Source organism: Micromonospora sp. NBC_01699 (assembly GCF_036250065.1).
GTDB lineage: Bacteria > Actinomycetota > Actinomycetes > Mycobacteriales > Micromonosporaceae > Micromonospora_G.
This window is the reverse complement of sequence record NZ_CP109199.1, coordinates 612,964-632,053: the sequence shown is the minus strand read 5'-3', so window position 1 is coordinate 632,053 and position 19,090 is coordinate 612,964. Positions and strand designations below refer to the sequence as shown.

Here is a 19,090-nt window from a genome sequence, read left to right as displayed (position 1 = left end):
ATTACTTTAAAATCGTCTTGGCAGATGGCTCAGAGAGAGATATCTACCTGGTTTAGGGCTCTGAATACAACGCCCCGACGGACCGCTGATTCGCAAGTCTCCCACATTTCTTAAAACCTGCCCTAGAACAGGAGCATGCGCTCACCAGCCCCACGCGCGGTTCCAGTCCTCCGTTAGCACCCCACCTCAAGCCTCCTGGCACGCACCGTCGAACCGGTACGGAAGACAGAATTCAACAAACCATCGAGGTAGCAGCGAACGGGATATGTTGATGGTCCCGCAGCCGACCGCCTCATGCAAAGGGGTGCGGCATGTTTGAGTGAGGAGAACGTTTCGTCGAAGGAGAGGCCGGGCGACTTAGGCGCTTCGCCTACCATTTGATCGCTTCAAGTCCTCTCTGGTATCGCGCAACAACTTAAGCAACTTGGCCCGTTGCTCCAGATGCCAGGCGGACTGCCCCGCCAACTGCACTGAACCGATCAGACCCCAAACCGCCATAAAGATTGATGTACCGAAGATTGTCCAGCGAGCGGCGCGCCAGTACCACGTAGACGATGCAGGCAGTATCGGCCACGCGAGTGCCGATAGGAGAGATACGAGTACGCCGATCGCGCAGACCCATATCACAATCTTGTATGGTCGCGAGACTGCCCGGAGGCCACCAGACGCTCTTTCCAGAACGATTAGGTATTCGGCGCTGAGTAGACTGACCAAGATGGTGTGTGCCGCCATCACGATGCCGGTGAGTGTTGCCAAGAGCGCTGTTACTGCGAGCAGAATAGTTCCAGCTTGACCCGAAGCCTTGTCGGCAAACGTAATCAATGCGCCAGCGGCGACTGCCACCGGGATTGCTAGAAGGAAGTCAATCGACAGAATTACCGACCCTGCTCGCGTGTGGGCAAGATAGGTCCAGCGGCTCCGCCCGCGCTCTAGCCAGTTGAGGGACGACGTCCCGTCGCGTGCGTGCGGGCCGATGTCAACTCTTTCCTTCGCAGCCATCAGGGCTCCTCGCCTACCTCAATCCTGCCGAGTTCCATGATGAGGTCACCCACTGACACTTCCCCAGACTCGGAAGCCGGCACCGAAACGATCGTGCTTTCTCCGTTCAGCTCGCTTGCCCACACAGTCTCGACCGTTTCGCCTTCTACGTCACGCTCGCCAGCGGCTACCGCGTGTCCGTAGCCGCGTGTCACGTGGTCCATCAATTGCTGTGTCAGCTCCACATCCGTGTCGATCCGCTCGCCGCGCAGGTCCAGGGTGGCGACCTCAAGATGGAGTCCTTCTATCAAGCGCTCGACCTCAGGCCGCCCCTCGTAGTTTGGGTTGGGGCGCTCCAAGTGCAGGCGAAGGCGCCTCACGTTCCGTACGCTCCGCCTCCACTCGCCGAACGACTGTGCACGGCTGAGGGCGACGATGTCCCAGCCTGACTCGCCGGTGGCCTGCTGAAGTATGTCGAGCATGGCTCCCGTGAACGATGTGACGCGAATGTCCTGCTTGCGTGTCTGAAAGATTAGTGCAAGATCCGCCAAACGGATCGCGAACGGCGTGGCAAGTCCTCCAGGAACGTCGGTGTGCTCGAAGTCCTGCTCGGCCTCATCCCACAAATCTACGCCCGTGCTTGCCTCGTACCCCAAACGACCATGAAGATACTGATCAACGTGGTGCACTTGCCCGAGGCGCCAGAGTCGTCGATACCGGATGGTTTCGGCACCAGGCACGAGCGCGGCCAGGACCTGTTCTGCTGGCGTTCCGAGGAGCGATCCCTGGGATGGCGGAACAATCCGAGCGCGGGCCAGCTTGCCAACATGATTCCGAGGGCTCATCCGGGCGATCCTAGGTATCTCAGCGGCTGACCGCTAGACCGATCGTATCAATAGGGTTGCAGCCTGTCATATTTCAGACTTTGGCAAGTCTGGTGGCGAAGAGGACCAGCGGTCACGCTAGCTCGACACCCCAGAGCCGAAGACCTTCGGTAGGGCCTGAGTGTTGAGCGAAGGATGGAATGCCGTGCCCCATATCACCGACCGTGTTGTCCTTAGAGCTTGGCGCCAGAGCGGCGAAACTGGCCGTATTCACTACGTGGCGGCGAAGGCTGGTGGCGGTGAGCGGCGTCTGTACGTCGACGAGGGCAACGCTCTCTACGCTGTGCTCGATGGGCACCTTCTCGCACAGGGATACACCGGTCCAGCAAGCAGCGAGCGCCGTTCAGATTGAGAGATATGGGCCGACTGGCATGGCTAGCGCCGAGGCGGCGGGGAGGCGACACCGACGCCATAAAAGACAGCGCAGAGGCAAGCAGGCACCGGCTGCACTACAAGCACCGACGTTCCCCAAAACCTAGCCGTAACCGCCAGGAAGCCCTGTCCCGCTCCGAGATTACTCATAGACAGTGAGACAGGGATAAAAGCAGGCTATTGACTGCCGATTTATTCTCTTTAGGATCAAGGCGCCGCGCGTTGCGCGGCGCGGGCGCGGAGCGCCGCCCGGCGAGACCCGCCCCGGACGCCTTCGGCGCCGGGGCGGCAAGCCGCCGACAACCGCCGGGACGGCCGCGCCCGCTGGTCGACTCGGCCGATACGGTCACGGCATGGCTGACCCGATCGAACTGAGTCTCGACCGAGCGACCGCCGAGGATCTTCGCGACGCCCTCTACGACCTAGGCGAGCACCTGGCCGCCGGTCGTCCAATCCCCCTGATGCCCACCGCCACCAGTTCCCGGCTGGGCGCCTTGCTCCGTGACCTCGACGTACGGCTCGGCGGGCCGGGCAGTTTCTCCAGTAGCCCGACACAGAGCCCGGCGGCCCGGAAGCCGGCGTGACCGGGCACCGTCGAGGGCAGGGCTTCCGACTGCCGCGCCAGTCCAAGAACGGGACTGGCTTGCCACCGGTCTACCGTAGCCCGCTCGCCGGTACCTCACTCTCCCCCACGGCCGCCGTACGTCGCTGCCGCGCCCTCAGACCCCGACAGGCCGCCGAAAGCCGGGGCAAGGTCGACTCAGGTACGGACAGCACGCTCAGAGCCATACACACGGGCACACGGGGCACCTGATAGCCACAGGAAGAACCAAGATCGACCTGCCCACCATCTGCCCACTGGGAGTCGTAGACGGCCGGATCTGGCTGGACTTGGCTGGATCAACGAGAATCGCCCCTGACCGGCATCTCTGCTGGTCAGGGGCGATAACCGCACCTGGTGGCGGGTGAAGGATTCGAACCTTCGAAGCTTTCGCGACGGATTTACAGTCCGCTCCCATTGGCCGCTCGGGCAACCCGCCAGGGCGTGCCGCCACGTGTAACGCGGCAGCGGAAGCAAGGATAGCGGTTGCACCGGGCATCTACGCAACCGGGTACGGTCGGCATGTCGGACCGCCCAGCAGCCGTCCGGGACATCTTCATACCGCGACCAGCAGGAGCATGATCATGGCAGCCAACCCGTCGTTCGACATCGTCAGCAAGGTCGACCGGCAGGAGATCGACAACGCCCTCCGGCAGACGGAGAAGGAGCTCGGCACGCGCTTCGACTTCCGCGGCACCGGCGCCGAGATCTCCTGGTCGGGCGAGGAGGCGATCGGCCTCCAGGCCGAGACGGAGGAGCGGGTCAAGGCGGCGCTGGACGTCTTCAGGGAGAAGTTGGTCAAGCGGAACATCTCGATGAAGGCGCTGGACGCCGGTGATGCCCGCCCCTCGGGCAAGATCTACAAGATCGACTGCAAGGTCATCCAGGGCATCGACTCGGAGAAGGCCAAGAGCATCGGCAAGAAGATCCGGGACGAGGGGCCGAAGGGCGTACAGGCGCAGATCCAGGGCGACCAGCTGCGGGTGACCGCCAAGAAGAAGGACGACCTCCAGGCCGTCATCGCGCTGCTCAAGACCGAGGACTTCGGCGTCGCCCTCCAGTTCACCAACTACCGGTAACGCCACCGCTGCGGCCCGCCGGTCAGCGCGGGCCGCAGCCGCATCCAGCGGCCGATCGTGAGCGGCCGGGGCTAGACAAGTTCGGCGGCGAGCGCCTGCTCCACCCGTACGGCCGCATGGGCCTCGGCTCGTGCGATCGGGCCCCGGCGGGGCGCCGCGACCCCGGCCGCGACGGCGACCGCCGCCCCGGCGAAGAGAAACGCCCACGGTACGCCGATCTGGTCGACGATCAGCCCGGCCATCGCGCCACCGGCCGCGCTCGCCGCCACCGACACGGTCACCAGCCAGGTGTACGCCTCATTGAGCATGCTGCCCGGCGAGATCCGCCCGACCATGGTGTTCTCCAGGGTCAGCGCCGGTGCGATGGTCGCCCCGCCGATCACCAGCGCGACACCGAGCGCCACCGGGTGCGGCATCAGCGCGAAGACGGCGAAGCTGGCCGCGACGGCGGCGAGCAGCATGGCGAACTGTCGGGTCAGGTTCGGGGCCGGCCGCCGGGTGCCGAACCAGATGCCGCCGACGGCACTGCCGACCCCCCAGATCGCCAACAGCACGCCGGCCAGACTCTCGGCGTCGCCCGGAACGTGCGCGGAGGCGTACGCCGGCACGGCGACCCCGGCGGCACCGAACGCCATGCCCAGCCCGGCGGCGCAGAGCAGCAGTGCGGAGAAGCCGCCCGAACGCAGCGGACCGAGGCCGGTGGCGTGCGCGTGGGTGGGGTGCGGGCGCCAGCCGCGCATGACCCGGCCGAGCGCCACGGCCAGGGTGCCGACGAGGGTGACCACGGCCGCGCCGATCAGTGCGGCGGCGGCATCGGCGAGCAGTACGAAGACCGCCACCAGCAGCGGGCCGAGCACGAAGACCACCTCGAACAGGGAGGTCTCGGCGGCGAGTGCGGTGTTGCGGAGCCCGTACCGGCCGGAGCCGGGTTCGGTGAGGTCGTTCCAGGCACCCCGGATGGCGGCGGTGAGCGGCGGGAAGGTGGCCCCGGCGACGCCGGACATGAGGTAGATCACGGTGAGCGCGTCCGCTCCGGCTCGACTGGCGAGCAGCAGACCGAGCAGGGCGAGGGGGTGAGCCACCGCGGTGACCACGAGGACCGGGGTCGGGCCGATCCGGTCGGCGATGCGGCCGGCGATCGGGCTGAGCGCGGCGCCGGCGAGGGCGTACGTGCCACCCGCGGCGGCGGCGAGGGCGTACCTGCCGGTGACCTGTTCGACGACCAGCAGCAGCGCGAGCGGGGTCATGCCGATGCCGAGCCGGCCGATGATGCCGGTGACCAGCAGCATCGGTGCGCCGGGGATCCGCCAGACCAACAGATACTGGCGCAGCGCAGCCACGGGCGCGACCTCCTCGTCGTGAGATGTAACCGGTTCGGGTGCCGCCGCGCAACAAGGACATGTAACGAGCGGAAGACCTCCTGACCCTAACGCCCCGGCCGACACGGATCCGGCGGGACCCCGAGCTCGGGGTCCCGCCGGTCGTCGTCGCTCTTTCGTACGGTCACGCAGCCGGGGTGGCTACCCCGGTCAACGCTGGAACTGCACCGGGCCGGAGTTCTGGGCCATCTGCTCCAGCCGGCGTACCCGCTCCTGCATCGGCGGGTGGGTGGAGAAGAGCCCGGCCAGGCCACCGCCCTTGAACGGGTTGTCGATCATCAGGTGGGCGGTCGAGGTGAGCCGGTTGTCGGCCGGCAACGGAAGGCGTTGCGTACCCTCGTGGATCTTCCGCAGGGCACTGGCCAGGGCCAGCGGGTCCCGGGTGATGGTGGCGCCGGAGGCGTCGGCCGCGTACTCGCGGTTCCGACTGATCGCCAGCTGGATCACGCTCGCCGCGATCGGGCCGAGGATCAGCATCAGCAGCAGCGCGGCCGGGTTCGGGCCATCGTCGTCGTCCCCGCCACCGATCGGCAGGAACCAGGCGAAGTACGACAGCATCGTGATGATGCCGGCGAGACCCGCCGCGACGCTGGAGATGAGAATGTCGCGGTTGTACACGTGTGACAGCTCATGTCCGATGACGCCCCGCAGCTCCCGGTAGTCCAGGATCTGGGTGATGCCCGTCGTCACGGCAACCGCCGCGTGCTGCGGGTTACGCCCGGTCGCGAACGCGTTGGGCTGCATGGTCGGGCTGACGTAGAGCCGGGGCATCGGCTGCCCGGCGGAGGTGGAAAGCTCCCTGACCATCTGGTACAGCGCCGGGAACTCGGCCTCGGTGACGGGCTTCGCCCGCATCGAACGCAGCGCGAGCTTGTCCGACCAGAAATAGCTGCCCGCGTTCATCGCCAGCGAAATCAGGACGGCGACGACCAGACCGCCGCTGCCGCCGAGCGCGTAACCGACGCCGAGGATCAGCGCGGTGAGCAGGCCGAGCAGTGCGGCCGTCTTGAGACCGTTGCGGTGGCTGTGCACTATCACTCCTTCGGTGCGCGGTTCTCGTGAAACCGCTGACCGTTCCAACAACTCGATACCCATCAACAATCCCCATATAGCTGAGAATTGCCTGTAAGACGGGGGTGCGAGGGAACTGTCGGCACCAAAGTCCGATTTCCGGGGACGGTCACCAACCGGCGGCGGCGTCCAGCACGAGTTGTGGGGCGAAGCCGATGACAATCGTGACCACGGTGGCGGCGGCGAGTGCCGCGGCGACCGGCCACGGCACCCGGGCCCCGGTCGGACGTTCGTCGGTCGCGGCCGGTGAGAAGAGGGTCGCGGCGACCCGTACGTAGTAGGCCAGTCCGATCACCGCGTTGACCGCGACCACCAGGGCGAGCCAGTCGGAGCCGCCGAACAGCAGTGACCGGACCACGGTGACCTTCGCGAACAGGCCGGCGAGTCCGGGCGGCAACCCGGCGAGCCCGACCAGCGCCAGCGCCAGTACGACGGCGACCGCCGGACGTCGGCGGGCGGCGCCCCGGTAGTCCCCGATCTCCCCGCCGTCACCGTGCCCGGCCCGCAGGGCGATCACCGCGCCGAACGCGGACAGCTCCAGCAGCACGAAGAAGACGGTGTACGCCAGCGCGGCGGACAGCGCCGTCTCGAACGCCTCGGCGGTACGCCCGTCGGCGAGCGCGAACGCGCCCAGCGGGGCGATGACGTAACCGGCCTGGGCGACCGAGGACCAGGCGAGCAGCCGGATCATCCGGGTCTGCCGGAGTGCGACCAGGTTGCCGACGGTCATCGTCAGCACCGCCAGCGCGGCCAGCACCGGCCCGGTCACCGAGGCGGGCAGTACGGCGTTGGCCAGCGGAACCGACCCGTCCGACACCACCGCCCCGGCCACCGGTGCGGCGATCCCGGTGACCGCCAGCAGGGCGACGACACCGCCGAGCTTCGACGCGGTGGACAGGTACGCGGCGACCGGCAGCGGGGCGCCGTCGTACGTGGCCGGGGCCCAGGCGTGAAACGGCACCGCAGCGATCTTGAAGGCCAGCCCGAGCACCACCAGCGCCACCGCCGCCGAGGTGAGCGGGATGTCCAGCAGGTCCGGGTCGGCGGCGAATGCCGTGGCCAGCAGGCGGAAGTGCAGCGCGCCGGTGACCGCGTACAGCAGGGCGGCGCCGAGCAGGGTGACCGCGGTGGCGACCACGCTGACCACGAAGAAGGTGACCGCCGCCTCGGCGCCGGCCACGCTGCGGCGGCGCAGCCCGACCAGCACGTACAGCGGCAGGGTCAGGGTTTCCAGGGCCACGATCAGGGTGATCAGGTCGCCGGCACCGGCGAGCACCACACCGCCGGTCATCGAGCAGGCGAGCAGGAAGCAGTACTCCCCCGCCGGCACCTCGCCGGCCCGCAGCAGCGGCACCGAGAACGCCAGCACCCCGAGGGTGAGCAGGGCGAACAGGGCGCCGATCAGTCCGCTGCGGCCGGTGGCCAGCAACGAGCAGGCGTCGCCGACGCAGAAGGTCTGCCGGTCGTCGCCGAAGCCGACCACCAGCGCCCCGGCGGCGGTGGCGAGCGCGCCGGCCGCGAACACGACCACCGTCGCGCCCCGCCGGGCCAGCACCAGGTCGGCCAACAGCACCAGTACGGCGGTGCCGGCGGCCAGGTACGCCGGCAGCAGCGCGATGTTGTCCACACTCTGGGTCAGGTTCATGAGATCGCCTCGATCAGGGCCTTCACCGGCTCGTCGGCCACGTCGAGCGCGATCGGCGGCAGCAGTCCGATGGCGAGCGTGAGCACCACCAGCGGCGCCCAGATCACCTGCTCTACGGCGTACCCCCGGGGGGTCAGGTTGGCCACGGCGGGCGTTGCCGGGCCGTGGCTGATCCGGCGCAGCAGCCGCAGGAAGTACGCGGCGGTGAGCGCCCCGCCGACCGCCGCCAGTACGCCGAGCGTGGTCCAGAACGGTCCGCCGAGTCGCAGCGCGGCGACGATGGCGAACGCCTCGCCCCAGAAGCCGGCGAGTCCGGGCAGCCCGAGCGAGGCGATGGCGGCGAAGCCGAGCAGTCCGGCCAGCCGGGGCGCGGTCTCCCGCAGCCCGCCCAACTCGGCCAGTTCACCGGTGTGGGCCCGGTCCTTGATCGCTCCGGCGACGAAGAACAGCAGGCCGGTGATGACCCCGTGGGCGATGTTGCCGATCAGCGCGGCCTGGATCCCGGTGGTGGTCACGGTGGCGATGCCGAGCACGACAAACCCCATGTGCCCGACGCTGGAGTACGCGATCAGCCGTTTCAGCTCGGTCTGGGCCAGGCAGACCAGGGCACCGACGATGATCGCCGCGATCGCGAGGACGCCGAGCACCGGCGCGGCCCAGCGGGCGCCCTCCGGGGTGACCCCGACCCCGATCCGGATCAGGCCGTACGTGCCCATCTTCAGCAGCACCCCGGCGAGGATGACGCTGCCGACGGTCGGCGCCTGGCTGTGCGCGTCCGGCAGCCAGGAGTGCAGCGGCCAGAGTGGACTCTTCACCGCGAAGGCCAGCGCGAACAGGGTGAACGCCACCAGTTGGGTGGTCCGGGACAGCCCGTTGCCGCCGGTCAGCGCGACGATGTCGGCGGTGCCGGCGGCGCTGACCGCGACAAAGACGCCGACCAGCAGCAGCACCGAGCCGAACAGGGTGTAGAGGGCGAACTTCCGGGCCGCGCGGCTCCGGCGTTCCCCGCCCCAGATCGCGATCACCGCGTACATCGGGAGCAGGACGACCTCGAAGAAGACGAAGAACAACACCAGGTCGAGGGCGAGGAAGGTGCCCAGGATGCCGACCTCGATGACCAGCAACAGGGCGGCCAGCGTACGGCCCCGGCCCGGTGCCGGCGCCCGCCACCAGGTGTACGCGCAGCAGAGCAGCGTCAGCAGCGTGGTCAGGATGACCAGCGGGTACGAGATCCCGTCCACGCCGAGATGGAACCGCAGATCCAGTCCCGGCACCCAGGTCCAGTCCAGTTCGTGCCACGGATCGATCCCCGGCGGCCCCTGCTCCGGCACCCGGTGGGCGAAACCGCCGCCGACCCCGAAGAACAGCAGCACGCTCACCACCAGCGTGGCGGCGGCGAACCCGGTGGCGACCGCCCGAGCCGCCCGGTCGGCGCGCTCCGGCAGCGCGGCGGCGACCACCGCACCGGCGGCGGGCAGGGCCAGGATGGCGACGAGTCCGACCTGTCCGGCATTCATCCGCCGACTCCGATCAACGCGTTCATCCGCCGATTCCGATCAACACGGCGGCGAGCCCGATCAGCAACGCCCCGGCCAGTACGGCGGTCGCCGCCCTCGGCAGCCCGGAGCGGTGCAGCAGGCCGAGCGAGTCGCCGAGCGCACCGCTGCCCCGGCCGACGCCCTCGACCGCCCCGTCGACCAGCACCTCGTCGCCGCGCCGGCCGAGCCGGGCCAGCGCCGTCACCGGCCGTACGACCAGGGTGTGCTGGACCTCGTCGAGCCAGAAGGCGCGGTCGAACGCCGGCCGCAGCGGGCCCAGCGCGAGCGCCGGGTCGGCGGCGGGCTCACGCCGCCAGCGCCACCAGGCGAGTCCCGCACCGAGCAGCAGCAGGGCGACCGGGTAGATCAGTTGCGGGCCGAAGTGGATCAGCTCCTCGTCCAGCGGCAGCAGGTTCGGCGGGTGCTCGGTGATGCCCGGCGGCCGGAGCCAGCCGGCGAACGGCCCGGCGAACGCGACCGCCCCGAACAGCGCGCTCGGCATCGCCAGCACCAGCACCGGCCAGCGCAGCAGGGCGGGCGGGTCGTGCGGCGCCGCGTCGCCCCGGTAGGCGCCGGCGAAGGCACGCAGCAGCAGGCGGGTGGCGTACCAGGCGGTGACGGCGACCCCGACCAGGCCGGACATCCAGACCAGCCAGCCCACCGGTGCGCCGGCCGGGCCGACCCCGTCGAGCGCGGCCCGCTCGGCGACCGCCAGGATGCCGTCCTTGCTCCAGAAGCCGGCCAGCGGCGGCACCCCGGCAAGCGCGCCGAGCCCGATCACCGTGCACCAGAAGGTGACCGGCATCCGGCGGCGCAGTCCGCCCATCGCCGCCATCGAGTTGGTGCCGGTGGCGTGGATGACGCAGCCGGCGGCGAGGAACAGCAGCGCCTTGAACGCGGCATGGCTGAGCAGGTGGAACAGCGCGGCGGCGGGTGAGCCGACGGCGAGCGCGCCGGCCATGTAACCGATCTGGGAGACCGTGGACCAGGCCAGCACCCGCTTGAGGTCGTCCTGCGCGGTGGCCGCGAGCGCACCGAGCAGCAGGGTGACCGCGCCCATCACGCCGAGCACGGTCAGCGCGGTCGGGGACTGGACGAACAGCGGGTAGAGCCGGGTCACCGCGTAGATGCCGGCGGCGACCATGGTGGCCGCGTGGATCAGCGCCGAGATCGGGGTCGGACCGGCCATCGCATCCGGCAGCCAGGTGTGCAGCGGGAACTGGGCGCTCTTGCCGGCCACCCCGGCCAGCAGCAGCAGGCAGGCGACGGTGAGCGTGGTCGGGTGGAAGTCGTGGCCCAGCACCTCGGAGATCCGGAAGCTGCCGGCGGTGAAGCCGAGCACCGCGATGCCGAGCAGGAAGCCGACGTCACCGACCCGGGTGACCAGGAACGCCTTCACCGCCGCCGCCGGTGCCTCCGGCAGCCGCCGGTCGTGCGCGATCAGCAGGTACGAGCAGATGCCCATCACCTCCCAGCCGACCAGCAGCAGGAGCAGGTCACCGGCGACCACCACCAGCAGCATGGCGGCGGTGAAGAGGCTGATCTGCGCGGCGTACGGGGCGTACCGGTCGTCGTCGGCGAGGTAGCCGACCGAGTAGACCTGCACGGCCAGCGCGACCACCGCCACGGCGATCGCGACCAGGGCGGCGGCCGGGTCGAGGCGTACCCCGGCGGTCACCTCCAGCCCGCCGAACTCGACCCAGAGCGCGGATCCCTCGGCGGCGGCGCCGTCCAGGGTCACGAGCAGGAACACCGCGACGACCAGGCTCACGGCGGCACCGGCGATGCCGAGGCCGGCGGCGACCGCCCGGGACCGCTGCGGCAGCAGCAGCCCGGCCAGGGCCACCCCGAACGGTACGGCCGGCAGCAGCCAACCGAGCACGATCTCGACCCTCACCTGGCCCCCACCCCGCTGGTGGTGGAACCGGTGGCGTCCCCGCCGCCGGTGGCGTCGACTGCCGGCTCCGGTCCCTCGTCCGGCGGGTGCTCGTGCAGGCTCACCTCGTCGAGCGCGACGCTGCCGCGCAGCCGGTAGAGCTGGAGCACGATGGCCAGCCCGACGCCCACCTCGGCGGCGGCGATCACGATGACGAACAGGGCGAACACCTGCCCGCCGTGCGGCAGCGCCGACCGGGTGGTGCTGTCGGCGGTGACCAGCAGCAGGTTGACCGCGTTGAGCATCAGCTCGACCGCCATCAGCACCAGTACGGCGTTGCGTCGGCGGAGCACGCCGTAGACGCCGAGGCCGAACAGGATCGCCGCGGTGACGTACGGGATGACGGGTCTCATCGGCGCCGCCCCGGAATCCGTACGCTGATCGCGATCGCCCCGACCAGCGCGGACAGCAAGAGTACGGAGAGCACCTCGAACGGCAGCACCCAGCGGCCGAAGATCTCCGTGCCGAGCCGTTCGGCGGTCCCCGGTGTCGGCAGGTCCACCCTGGACCAGCGAAACGCGTCGATGAGCAGCAGCGTCAGTCCGGCCCCGGTGCCGCCGCCGATCAGGGCGGCCGGCCAGCCGGGGCGGTCCAGGTCGGTGGAGGCGCCGATCGGGGCGCGGGTGAGCATCACCGCGAAGAGCAGCAGCACCACCACCGCGCCGACGTAGACCAGCACCTGCACCCAGGCCAGCAGTTCGGCGGTGAGCACCAGGTAGAGCCCGGCGACCGCACCGAGGCAGACCACCAGGTAGAGACCGGCCCGGACCAGGTGCCGGGTGCCGACGACCAGCGCGCCGGAGCCGACGGCGACCGCGCCGAGGGCGAGCAGCAGCACGTCCGCCCCGGTCACGACCGCTCTCCCAGCCCGGCCACCGTCCCGGCCATGGTTGTCGTCCCGGCCATGGTTGTCGTCCCGACCATGGTTGTCGTCCCGGCCATGGTTGTCGTCCCGACCATGGTTGTCGTCCCGACCATGGTTGTCGTCCCGACCATGGTTGTCGTCCCGGTCATGGCGTCTCCGAGGGGGCCGGCGGTTCCGAGGCGGGCGGGCCGGCGGGACGCTGTGGGCGTACCGGTGGGGCGGTCGGGCGGGACGCGCCCGGCGCCGGGGTGGCCGCCTTGCGCGCGGCGGCGGTCTCCTCCTTCGCCGGCTCACCGTTCGGGTCGTGCGCGGGCGGCGGCGGTACGGTCGCCATCCACTGCCCGAGGTGGTCCTTGTCGTGCAGCAGGTCCTTGATGTCGTACTCGGCGTACTCGAACTCCGGCGACCAGTAGAGCGCGTCGAACGGGCAGACCTCGATGCAGATGCCGCAGTACATGCAGAGCGAGAAGTCGATGTCGAACTTGTCCAGTACGTTGCGCTGTCGGGGCCGCGCCGCGCCGGGGACCTGGACCTCTTCCTTGTGCGAGTCGATGTAGATGCACCAGTCCGGGCACTCGCGGGCGCAGAGCATGCAGACCGTGCAGTTCTCCTCGGCCAGGGCGATCACCCCGCGCGAGCGCGGCGGCAGTTCGGGCTCGACGTCCGGGTACTGCTGGGTGTGCGAGTGGCCGACCATCGTCTTGAGGGTGACCGCCAGCCCCTTCGCGAGACCCTCTCCGGGCACCTTCATGCCACCGGCCCACTCTGCTCGCTCATGCCGCCCATCCTGCACTGTCGGTCGCCCCCGCGCGACCACCACCCGCCACTTCCCGCCCTACCGGCCGTACGTGGTGCCGTACCCTGGGCACGGGGCATCCGGCCCCGCGTGAGATGAACGTTGCATGACCTCCGCACTCAGCGACGCCTACCCGCCGAGGGACGGGTGGACCACTGACGATCTGGATGCCCTGCCCGACGACGGCTCGCCGCCGCGAGCTGCTCGACGGAGTTCTGATCATGTCGCCCTCCCCCACGGCCGCCCACCAGACGATCGCCTGGCGGCTGGCCGCCGCGCTGGACGCCGCCTGTCCGGACGAGTACGACGTCACCCAGGGTGTCGAGGTACGGATCAACCGGCGCCGCTCGTTCATCCCGGACGTGCTGGTCACCACCGCTGCCGCCGCCCGCCCGCCGGACCACGAGGTACGAGCCGCACGAGGTGGTGCTCGCGGTCGAGATCGTCTCCGAGGGCTCGCGGTCGATGGACCGGATCCTGAAGCCGGCGCTCTACGCCCAGGCCGGTATCCCGCTCTACTGGCGGATCGAGTTCGAGGACGGGCTGACCGTCTACACGTACAAGATCGACCCGGTGCACGAGGTCTACCCGGAAACGGGCCGGTGGAACAAGTTCGTCGACACCGGCGAGCCGTGGCCCTTGAATCTGCCGGTCAGTCGGCTGATCCCCCGGCACCTGTGAGCGGCGGCAGCACCTCGACACCGAGCTGTTGCAGCAGCTGGAACAGCTCGTTGACGCTCCACACATCGATGATCTTGCCCACGGGATCGAACCGCAGGAACGTGGCGCCGGAGTAGCTCACCACCTGCCCGGTCGGCGGCACCGGCCCGAAGGCGCCACGCTGGGTGCCGGCGGCCCGCCAGTGCAGGGCGGCCCGCTCACCGGAGACGATCAGGTCGACGATCTTGTATCGCAGGTCTGGAAAGGCCGTCCGGCGCTCCCGGTGCCAGGCCAGCACCGCCGCCGGCCCCGAACCGCCGAGACCGGGGCACTCGTCGGCGACCAACTCGTACGCCGTCTCCTCGCGGGAGTCGTGCCAGACGTCCGTCACGAACCGCCGTACCGCGCTGTCGATGTCGACCACGATGAGTCAGCCTAGCCCCCGAACCGCCCCGTCCAGAAAACGACGCCTCCGCTCAGAAAACGACGCCTCCGCTCAGGGAGCGACGTGCCCGGCCAGTCAGAAGATGACACGGACCGCGGTGGTGAGCACCAGTTGACCGAGCGCCACCGGGACCAGCACCAGCCAGCAGAGCCGCTGCAACTGGTCCTCGCGCAGGCGCGGGTAGGCCACCCGGAACCAGATCACCACGAAGGACACCGCGAAGATCTTGAGCAGGGTCCAGAGCCAGCCGAGGTACTCGTCGCCGAACGGGCCCTGCCAGCCACCGAGGAACAGGACGGTGGTCAGGGCCGCGATCACCACGATGCCGACGTACTCGGCGAGCAGGAAGAAGGCGAACCGCAGGCCGGTGTACTCGGTCAGGTAACCGAACACCAACTCGGAGTCGGCGATCGGCATGTCGAACGGCGGCCGGCGGATCTCGGCCAGCCCGGCGATGAAGAAGACGAACATGGCCGGCGCCTGCCAGATCAGCCACCACGGCTGCCACGCCTGCACGATGCCGGGCAGGCTCAGCGTGCCGGCGGCCATCGCCACGCTCGCCGCCGAGAGCACCAGCGGCAGCTCGTAGCCGAGCAACTGGGCCGCCCCGCGCAAGCCACCGAGCAGGGCGTACTTGTTCGCCGAGGCCCAGGCCGACATCAGCACCGCGACCACACCCACGCCGATCACGGCCAGGACGAAGAACAGGCCGACGTCCAGCGGCTGTCCGACCAGATCTCCCGGTCCGAGCGGGATGACCAGCAGGGCCAACAGGTACGGCACCAGCGCCACCACCGGCGCCAGCCGGAACACCGCCCGGTCGGCCGCCCGGGGCGTGATGTCCTCCTTCTGCACGAACTTGATCCCGTCGGCGATCAACTGTGCCCAGCCGTGGAAGCCGCCCGCGTACATCGGGCCGAGCCGGCCCTGCATGTGCGCCATCACCTTGTGTTCGAGCTGGCCGACGACGAGCGGCAGGGTGAGGAACGCAACCACCACGGCCACCACCCGGATCAGCAGTTCCAGCCAGAGCGGCATCAGCGGTCGCCCCATTCGCCCGGTGCCGGTACGCCCGGCGGCCGCATCGGCTGCCGGCGGGCGGCTCCCGCCTCCGACTCGCCCGGTTCCTTCGCCCCCGGCCACGGCTTGGCCACCCTTGAGGCGAGCACGAACTCCTTGCGCAGCGGGTGTCCCTCGAATTCCGGTGGCAGCAGCAGCGGCCGGAGGTCGTCGTGCCCGGTGAACCCGATCCCGAACATCTCGTGCGTCTCGCGCTCGTGCCAGGCGGCGCCGGGGAAGAGGTCCACCACGGACGGTACCCGCGGGTCCGACCGGGGCACCCGGGTACGCAGCAGCACACCGTGCCGGTGCCGGATCGACCAGAGGTGCGCGACGATGTCGAACCCGTCCGCCAGCTCGTCCACGGCCGAGAGCCAGTCGAAGAAGTCGCAGCTCAGCTCGGCGTCGTCCCGGGCCCCCCGAACCGCGTCCCGCCATCCGTCCGGCGCCACGTCGACGGTGGCCCGCGCGTACGCCTGCCCGCCCGACACCCCGACGGTGATCTCCGCACCCCCGAGCACCACGCCCAGCCGCGCACCAATCTCCTCCGCCATCACCCCCAAATCCTATGACCCCCCACCCCTCCCACCCCCTCCCCCCACGCCCCACCCTCTCCCGCGATCTAGGGCGAATGGTGGTGATCGGAGATCAACAAACACGTATTCGCCCTAGATCGCGGGGAGGGTGGGGGAGGATACGAGGGTGCGGGCTGTGACGGTGGTGCCGGGGGTGGCTGGGTCGTTGGGGGTGGCGGAGGACTATCCGGAGCCGCCGATCGATGAGGGGGCGGTGCTGGTTCAGGCGTTGTCCGTGGGGGTGTGCGGGACCGATCACGAGATCATCGCGGGGCACTATGGGGAGGCGCCGCCGGGGGCGACGGAGCTTGTCATCGGGCACGAGTCGCTCGGTCGGGTGTTGGAAGATCCGACGGGTTCGCTGCGTCCGGGTGACCTGGTCGCGGGGGTGGTCCGGCATCCGGATCCGGTGCCGTGCCCGAACTGCGCGGCCGGCGAGTGGGACATGTGCCGCAACGGCCAGTACACCGAGCACGGCATCAAGGGCCGGGCCGGCTTCGCCCGCGAACGCTGGCGGGTCGACCCGGAGTACGCCATCCTGCTGGAACCGGCGTTGGCCGAGGTCGGCACGCTGCTCGAACCGACCAGTGTGGTGGCGAAGGCATGGGAACATATCGAGCGGATCGGTGCGCGGGCGGTGTGGAAGCCGGAGACCGTACTGGTCACCGGGGCCGGCCCGATCGGCCTGCTGGCCGCCCTGCTGGCCTGCCAACGCGGCCTGACCGTACACGTACTGGATCTCGCCAAGACGGGGCCGAAGCCGGAGCTGGTACGGGCGCTGGGCGCGCAGTACCACTCCGAGGGGATGGCCGCGCTCGGGTTCGCCCCCGACGTGGTGCTCGAATGCACCGGAGCGCCGTCGGTGGTCCTCGACGTGATGTGCCAGGCCGCGCCGAACGGGATCGTCTGCCTCACCGGTGTCTCCACCGGCGGGCGCCTGATCGACTTTGACGCCGGTGCGCTGAACCGGGAGCTGGTGCTGGAGAACAACGTGGTGTTCGGCTCGGTCAACGCCAACCGTCGGCACTGGGACCTCGCCGCGACCGCGCTGGCCAGGGCCGACCGGCAGTGGTTGGGCTCGCTGATCAGCCGCCGGGTGCCGGTGGAGGCGTACACCGAGGCGTACACCCCCGCCCCCAACGAGATCAAGACCGTGCTCGACTTCAGCTGAGCCCGGGCCGGCCTTTCAAGCAGGCCCGGCTTTCCAACGGGACCGGCCCGGTCACAGGCCGGGCAGGCGGCCGTTGCGGAACAGGTCTACGAAGATCTGGTGGTCCTCGCGGGCCCGCAACCCGTAGGTGTGCGCGAAGTCGACCAGGTGGGCCACGAAGCCGGCCTCGTCCTTGTCCACCACCGCGACGATCTCCTCCTCGGTGGAGTAGTCGACCAGGTCGTGGCTGGACTCGTCGTCGGCGACCGAGTGCATCCGGGCCACCGCCCGACCCAGGTCACCGATCACCCCGGCCAGCTCCGCCGGCTCGTTGACGTCGGACCAGTCCAGGTCGGCGGCGTACGGGGACACCTCGGCGACCAACTGGCCGATCCCGCCCAGCTCGGTGAAGCCCAGCCACGGGTCGGCGTGCGCCTGAAGGGCCCGCTGCGACTCGGCGGTACGGTGCCCCTGGTGCTGGAAGTAGCCGCGTACGCCCGGATCGTCGATGTACCGGGCGACGGCCGGCACCTGGGCCTGCTTCATGTAGATCACCACGTCGTTCTCCAGCGCCTGGGTGTGCCCCTCCAGCAGCAGGTTGTACGACGGCAGGCCGGCCGAACCGATGCCCACGCCCTTGCGCAGCACCACGTCCTTGATCTGGGCGGCAACCGGACGCAGGCCCCCGCTCGACACCGGCAGGGTGTCGAGGTAGCGCTCGTACGCGGCCACCACCTCGGCGCGGGCCGCCTCGTCGATCTCGAACACGCCGTCGGCGAGCGCGAACCGGCGCTCGTAGTTGTCGATCGTGGTCTGGGCGGAGAGCAGGTCGACCCGGGTGCTCAACCGGGCCCGCTGCAACACCGTACGCAGCACCCCGTCGGCGTTGTCGAGGGTGATCGAGCCGATCGCCTCCTCGCCGCCGGCCGCGATCGCCCGCAGTTCGGTCAGGTACGCCTCGGCGAACCGGCTCACCAGGTCGGTGATCACGTCGTCGGATAGGGCCTTGGCGTACCCGATCAACGCCACGCTGGCGACGAACCGTTTCAGGTCCCAGGAGAACGGCCCGACGTACGCCTCGTCGAAGTCGTTGACGTTGAACACGAGTTGGCCGGAGCCGTTCATGTAGGTGCCGAAGTTCTCGGCGTGCAGATCGCCGTGGATCCAGACCCGGCTGGTACGCGGGTTGAGGAAGCGGTCGTCGGCGAAGTCGCCGGTCAGGTCCGCGTAGAAGACCGAGGCGCTGCCCCGGTAGAAGGCGAACGGGGTGGCGGCCATCTTGCGGAACTTGCGCCGGAACGCGGCCGGGTCCAGGGCCATCGACTCGCCGAACTCGGCGATCAGGACGTCGACCAGCTGGTCCGCCCGTTGATCAGTGCTCATGCTCCGCAGGCTAGTCCGCCCCGGCCAGGCCCGGTGCACAGGTCGGCTGACCGGCGACGCAGCCAGCTCGCGGGCAGGTGTACCGGTGGTGTGGTCAGGTCGCGGGCGGGCGTACCGGTGGTGCGGTGAGCGACGCGACGCTGCGGCCGGTGCCGGCGTCGACCGGTGCACTGAGCGGATCCGGGCGGGACACGCCGCCGATCCCGGACTGCTCGGCGGCGATCTTCTCCTGGAGGCGGAGGATGCCGTGCAGCAGTGCCTCCGGCCGGGGCGGGCAGCCGGGCACGTAGACGTCGACCGGGATGAGCTGGTCGACCCCCTTGGTCACCGAGTACGAATCCCAGTACGGGCCGCCGCAGTTCGAGCAGGCACCGAACGAAATGACGTACTTCGGCTCGGGCATCTGGTCGTAGAGCCGCTTGATCGCCGGCGCCATCTTGTCGGTGACCGTGCCGGAAACCACCATCAGGTCGGCCTGGCGGGGGCCGTGGGCGAACGGGATCACCCCGAGCCGGATGAAGTCGTGCCGTCCCATGCTGGTGGCGATGAACTCGATCGCGCAGCAGGCCAGTCCGAAATTGAAGACCCACAATGAATAGCGGCGACCCCAGTTGAGTACGAACCGGATCGGCTCGCCGAGCACTCCGGGCAGTTGCATGGTCCCCCCTCTCGGT

Annotated in this window: 19 protein-coding genes, 1 tRNA gene and 1 pseudogene; 5 read left to right on the top strand and 16 right to left on the bottom strand. The window is 69.7% G+C overall.

Going from position 1 to position 19,090, the window contains the following annotated elements; all coding sequences use genetic code 11:
* Positions 1-357: 357 nt before the first annotated feature.
* Both OG792_RS02825 and OG792_RS02820 read right to left on the bottom strand, forming a co-directional pair.
* On the bottom strand, positions 358-999 hold the full coding sequence (locus OG792_RS02825) for a hypothetical protein (RefSeq protein ID WP_329107063.1): 642 nt from the start codon (positions 997-999) through the stop codon (positions 358-360).
* Positions 999-1,823, bottom strand: coding sequence for a hypothetical protein (locus OG792_RS02820; protein WP_329107062.1), 825 nt, complete (start codon positions 1,821-1,823; stop codon positions 999-1,001). The genes OG792_RS02825 and OG792_RS02820 overlap by 1 nt, the downstream gene beginning before the upstream one ends.
* Before the next feature lie 764 nt (positions 1,824-2,587).
* On the opposite strand from OG792_RS02820, the gene OG792_RS02815 reads away from it, so the two are divergent.
* The gene (locus OG792_RS02815) at positions 2,588-2,818 is read left to right on the top strand and encodes a hypothetical protein (protein WP_329107060.1); all 231 of its coding nucleotides are present in this window, start codon (positions 2,588-2,590) and stop codon (positions 2,816-2,818) included.
* Between the two features lie 372 nt (positions 2,819-3,190).
* Here the strand turns inward: OG792_RS02815 and OG792_RS02810 are convergent.
* A tRNA-Tyr gene (locus OG792_RS02810) sits at positions 3,191-3,274 on the bottom strand.
* A gap of 145 nt (positions 3,275-3,419) precedes the next feature.
* Between OG792_RS02810 and OG792_RS02805 the strand changes: the two genes are divergently transcribed.
* Positions 3,420-3,914: a YajQ family cyclic di-GMP-binding protein gene (locus tag OG792_RS02805; protein WP_329107058.1), complete on the top strand. Its 495-nt coding sequence runs from the start codon at positions 3,420-3,422 to the stop codon at positions 3,912-3,914.
* A gap of 71 nt (positions 3,915-3,985) precedes the next feature.
* Here OG792_RS02805 and OG792_RS02800 read toward each other — a convergent pair whose 3' ends face one another.
* The 8 genes from OG792_RS02800 to OG792_RS02765 form a co-directional block, all read right to left on the bottom strand.
* The gene (locus tag OG792_RS02800) at positions 3,986-5,254 is read right to left on the bottom strand and encodes an MFS transporter (protein WP_329107056.1); all 1,269 of its coding nucleotides are present in this window, start codon (positions 5,252-5,254) and stop codon (positions 3,986-3,988) included.
* A gap of 189 nt (positions 5,255-5,443) precedes the next feature.
* The gene (gene htpX, locus OG792_RS02795) at positions 5,444-6,325 is read right to left on the bottom strand and encodes a zinc metalloprotease HtpX (protein ID WP_329107054.1); all 882 of its coding nucleotides are present in this window, start codon (positions 6,323-6,325) and stop codon (positions 5,444-5,446) included.
* A 148-nt stretch (positions 6,326-6,473) separates the two neighbouring features.
* On the bottom strand, positions 6,474-8,009 hold the full coding sequence (locus OG792_RS02790) for an NADH-quinone oxidoreductase subunit N (RefSeq protein WP_329107052.1): 1,536 nt from the start codon (positions 8,007-8,009) through the stop codon (positions 6,474-6,476).
* Positions 8,006-9,526 carry a complex I subunit 4 family protein gene (locus OG792_RS02785; RefSeq protein WP_329107050.1) on the bottom strand — a complete coding sequence of 507 codons (1,521 nt, stop codon included), beginning with the start codon at positions 9,524-9,526 and terminating at the stop codon, positions 8,006-8,008. Before OG792_RS02785 ends, OG792_RS02790 begins: the two co-directional genes overlap by 4 nt.
* 22 nt (positions 9,527-9,548) lie before the next feature.
* The gene (locus OG792_RS02780; RefSeq protein WP_329107048.1) at positions 9,549-11,444 is read right to left on the bottom strand and encodes an NADH-quinone oxidoreductase subunit 5 family protein; all 1,896 of its coding nucleotides are present in this window, start codon (positions 11,442-11,444) and stop codon (positions 9,549-9,551) included.
* Positions 11,441-11,836 carry an NADH-quinone oxidoreductase subunit NuoK gene (gene nuoK / locus OG792_RS02775; protein ID WP_329107046.1) on the bottom strand — a complete coding sequence of 132 codons (396 nt, stop codon included), beginning with the start codon at positions 11,834-11,836 and terminating at the stop codon, positions 11,441-11,443. Before nuoK ends, OG792_RS02780 begins: the two co-directional genes overlap by 4 nt.
* A complete protein-coding gene (locus OG792_RS02770; protein ID WP_329107044.1) occupies positions 11,833-12,336 on the bottom strand; it encodes an NADH-quinone oxidoreductase subunit J family protein in 504 nt (167 codons plus the stop codon). The genes nuoK and OG792_RS02770 overlap by 4 nt, the downstream gene beginning before the upstream one ends.
* 157 nt (positions 12,337-12,493) lie before the next feature.
* The gene (locus OG792_RS02765; RefSeq protein WP_329107042.1) at positions 12,494-13,099 is read right to left on the bottom strand and encodes a NuoI/complex I 23 kDa subunit family protein; all 606 of its coding nucleotides are present in this window, start codon (positions 13,097-13,099) and stop codon (positions 12,494-12,496) included.
* 212 nt (positions 13,100-13,311) lie between these two features.
* On the opposite strand from OG792_RS02765, the pseudogene OG792_RS02760 reads away from it, so the two are divergent.
* Together OG792_RS02760 and OG792_RS02755 are read left to right on the top strand one after the other, a co-directional pair.
* Positions 13,312-13,485: pseudogene (locus OG792_RS02760) on the top strand (Uma2 family endonuclease); the annotation flags it as partial.
* An 82-nt stretch (positions 13,486-13,567) separates the two neighbouring features.
* Positions 13,568-13,825 carry a Uma2 family endonuclease gene (locus OG792_RS02755; protein WP_329107040.1) on the top strand — a complete coding sequence of 86 codons (258 nt, stop codon included), beginning with the start codon at positions 13,568-13,570 and terminating at the stop codon, positions 13,823-13,825.
* Here the strand turns inward: OG792_RS02755 and OG792_RS02750 are convergent.
* From OG792_RS02750 to OG792_RS02740, 3 genes are all read right to left on the bottom strand, one after another.
* Complete coding sequence (locus OG792_RS02750) at positions 13,797-14,228, bottom strand: ester cyclase (RefSeq protein ID WP_329107038.1); 432 nt, start codon at positions 14,226-14,228, stop codon at positions 13,797-13,799. The genes OG792_RS02755 and OG792_RS02750 overlap by 29 nt on opposite strands.
* 96 nt (positions 14,229-14,324) lie before the next feature.
* A complete protein-coding gene (gene nuoH, locus OG792_RS02745; protein WP_329107035.1) occupies positions 14,325-15,287 on the bottom strand; it encodes an NADH-quinone oxidoreductase subunit NuoH in 963 nt (320 codons plus the stop codon).
* The gene (locus OG792_RS02740) at positions 15,287-15,862 is read right to left on the bottom strand and encodes an NADH-quinone oxidoreductase subunit C (protein WP_442932366.1); all 576 of its coding nucleotides are present in this window, start codon (positions 15,860-15,862) and stop codon (positions 15,287-15,289) included. Before OG792_RS02740 ends, nuoH begins: the two co-directional genes overlap by 1 nt.
* Before the next feature lie 148 nt (positions 15,863-16,010).
* Between OG792_RS02740 and OG792_RS02735 the strand changes: the two genes are divergently transcribed.
* Positions 16,011-17,054, top strand: a complete 1,044-nt coding sequence (locus OG792_RS02735; RefSeq protein WP_329107032.1) for a glucose 1-dehydrogenase — start codon at positions 16,011-16,013, stop codon at positions 17,052-17,054.
* A gap of 51 nt (positions 17,055-17,105) precedes the next feature.
* Here OG792_RS02735 and OG792_RS02730 read toward each other — a convergent pair whose 3' ends face one another.
* Complete coding sequence (locus tag OG792_RS02730; RefSeq protein WP_329107029.1) at positions 17,106-18,416, bottom strand: DUF2252 domain-containing protein; 1,311 nt, start codon at positions 18,414-18,416, stop codon at positions 17,106-17,108.
* Between the two features lie 94 nt (positions 18,417-18,510).
* The gene (locus tag OG792_RS02725) at positions 18,511-19,074 is read right to left on the bottom strand and encodes an NADH-quinone oxidoreductase subunit B (RefSeq protein WP_329107027.1); all 564 of its coding nucleotides are present in this window, start codon (positions 19,072-19,074) and stop codon (positions 18,511-18,513) included.
* Between the last annotated feature and the right edge of the window lie 16 nt (positions 19,075-19,090).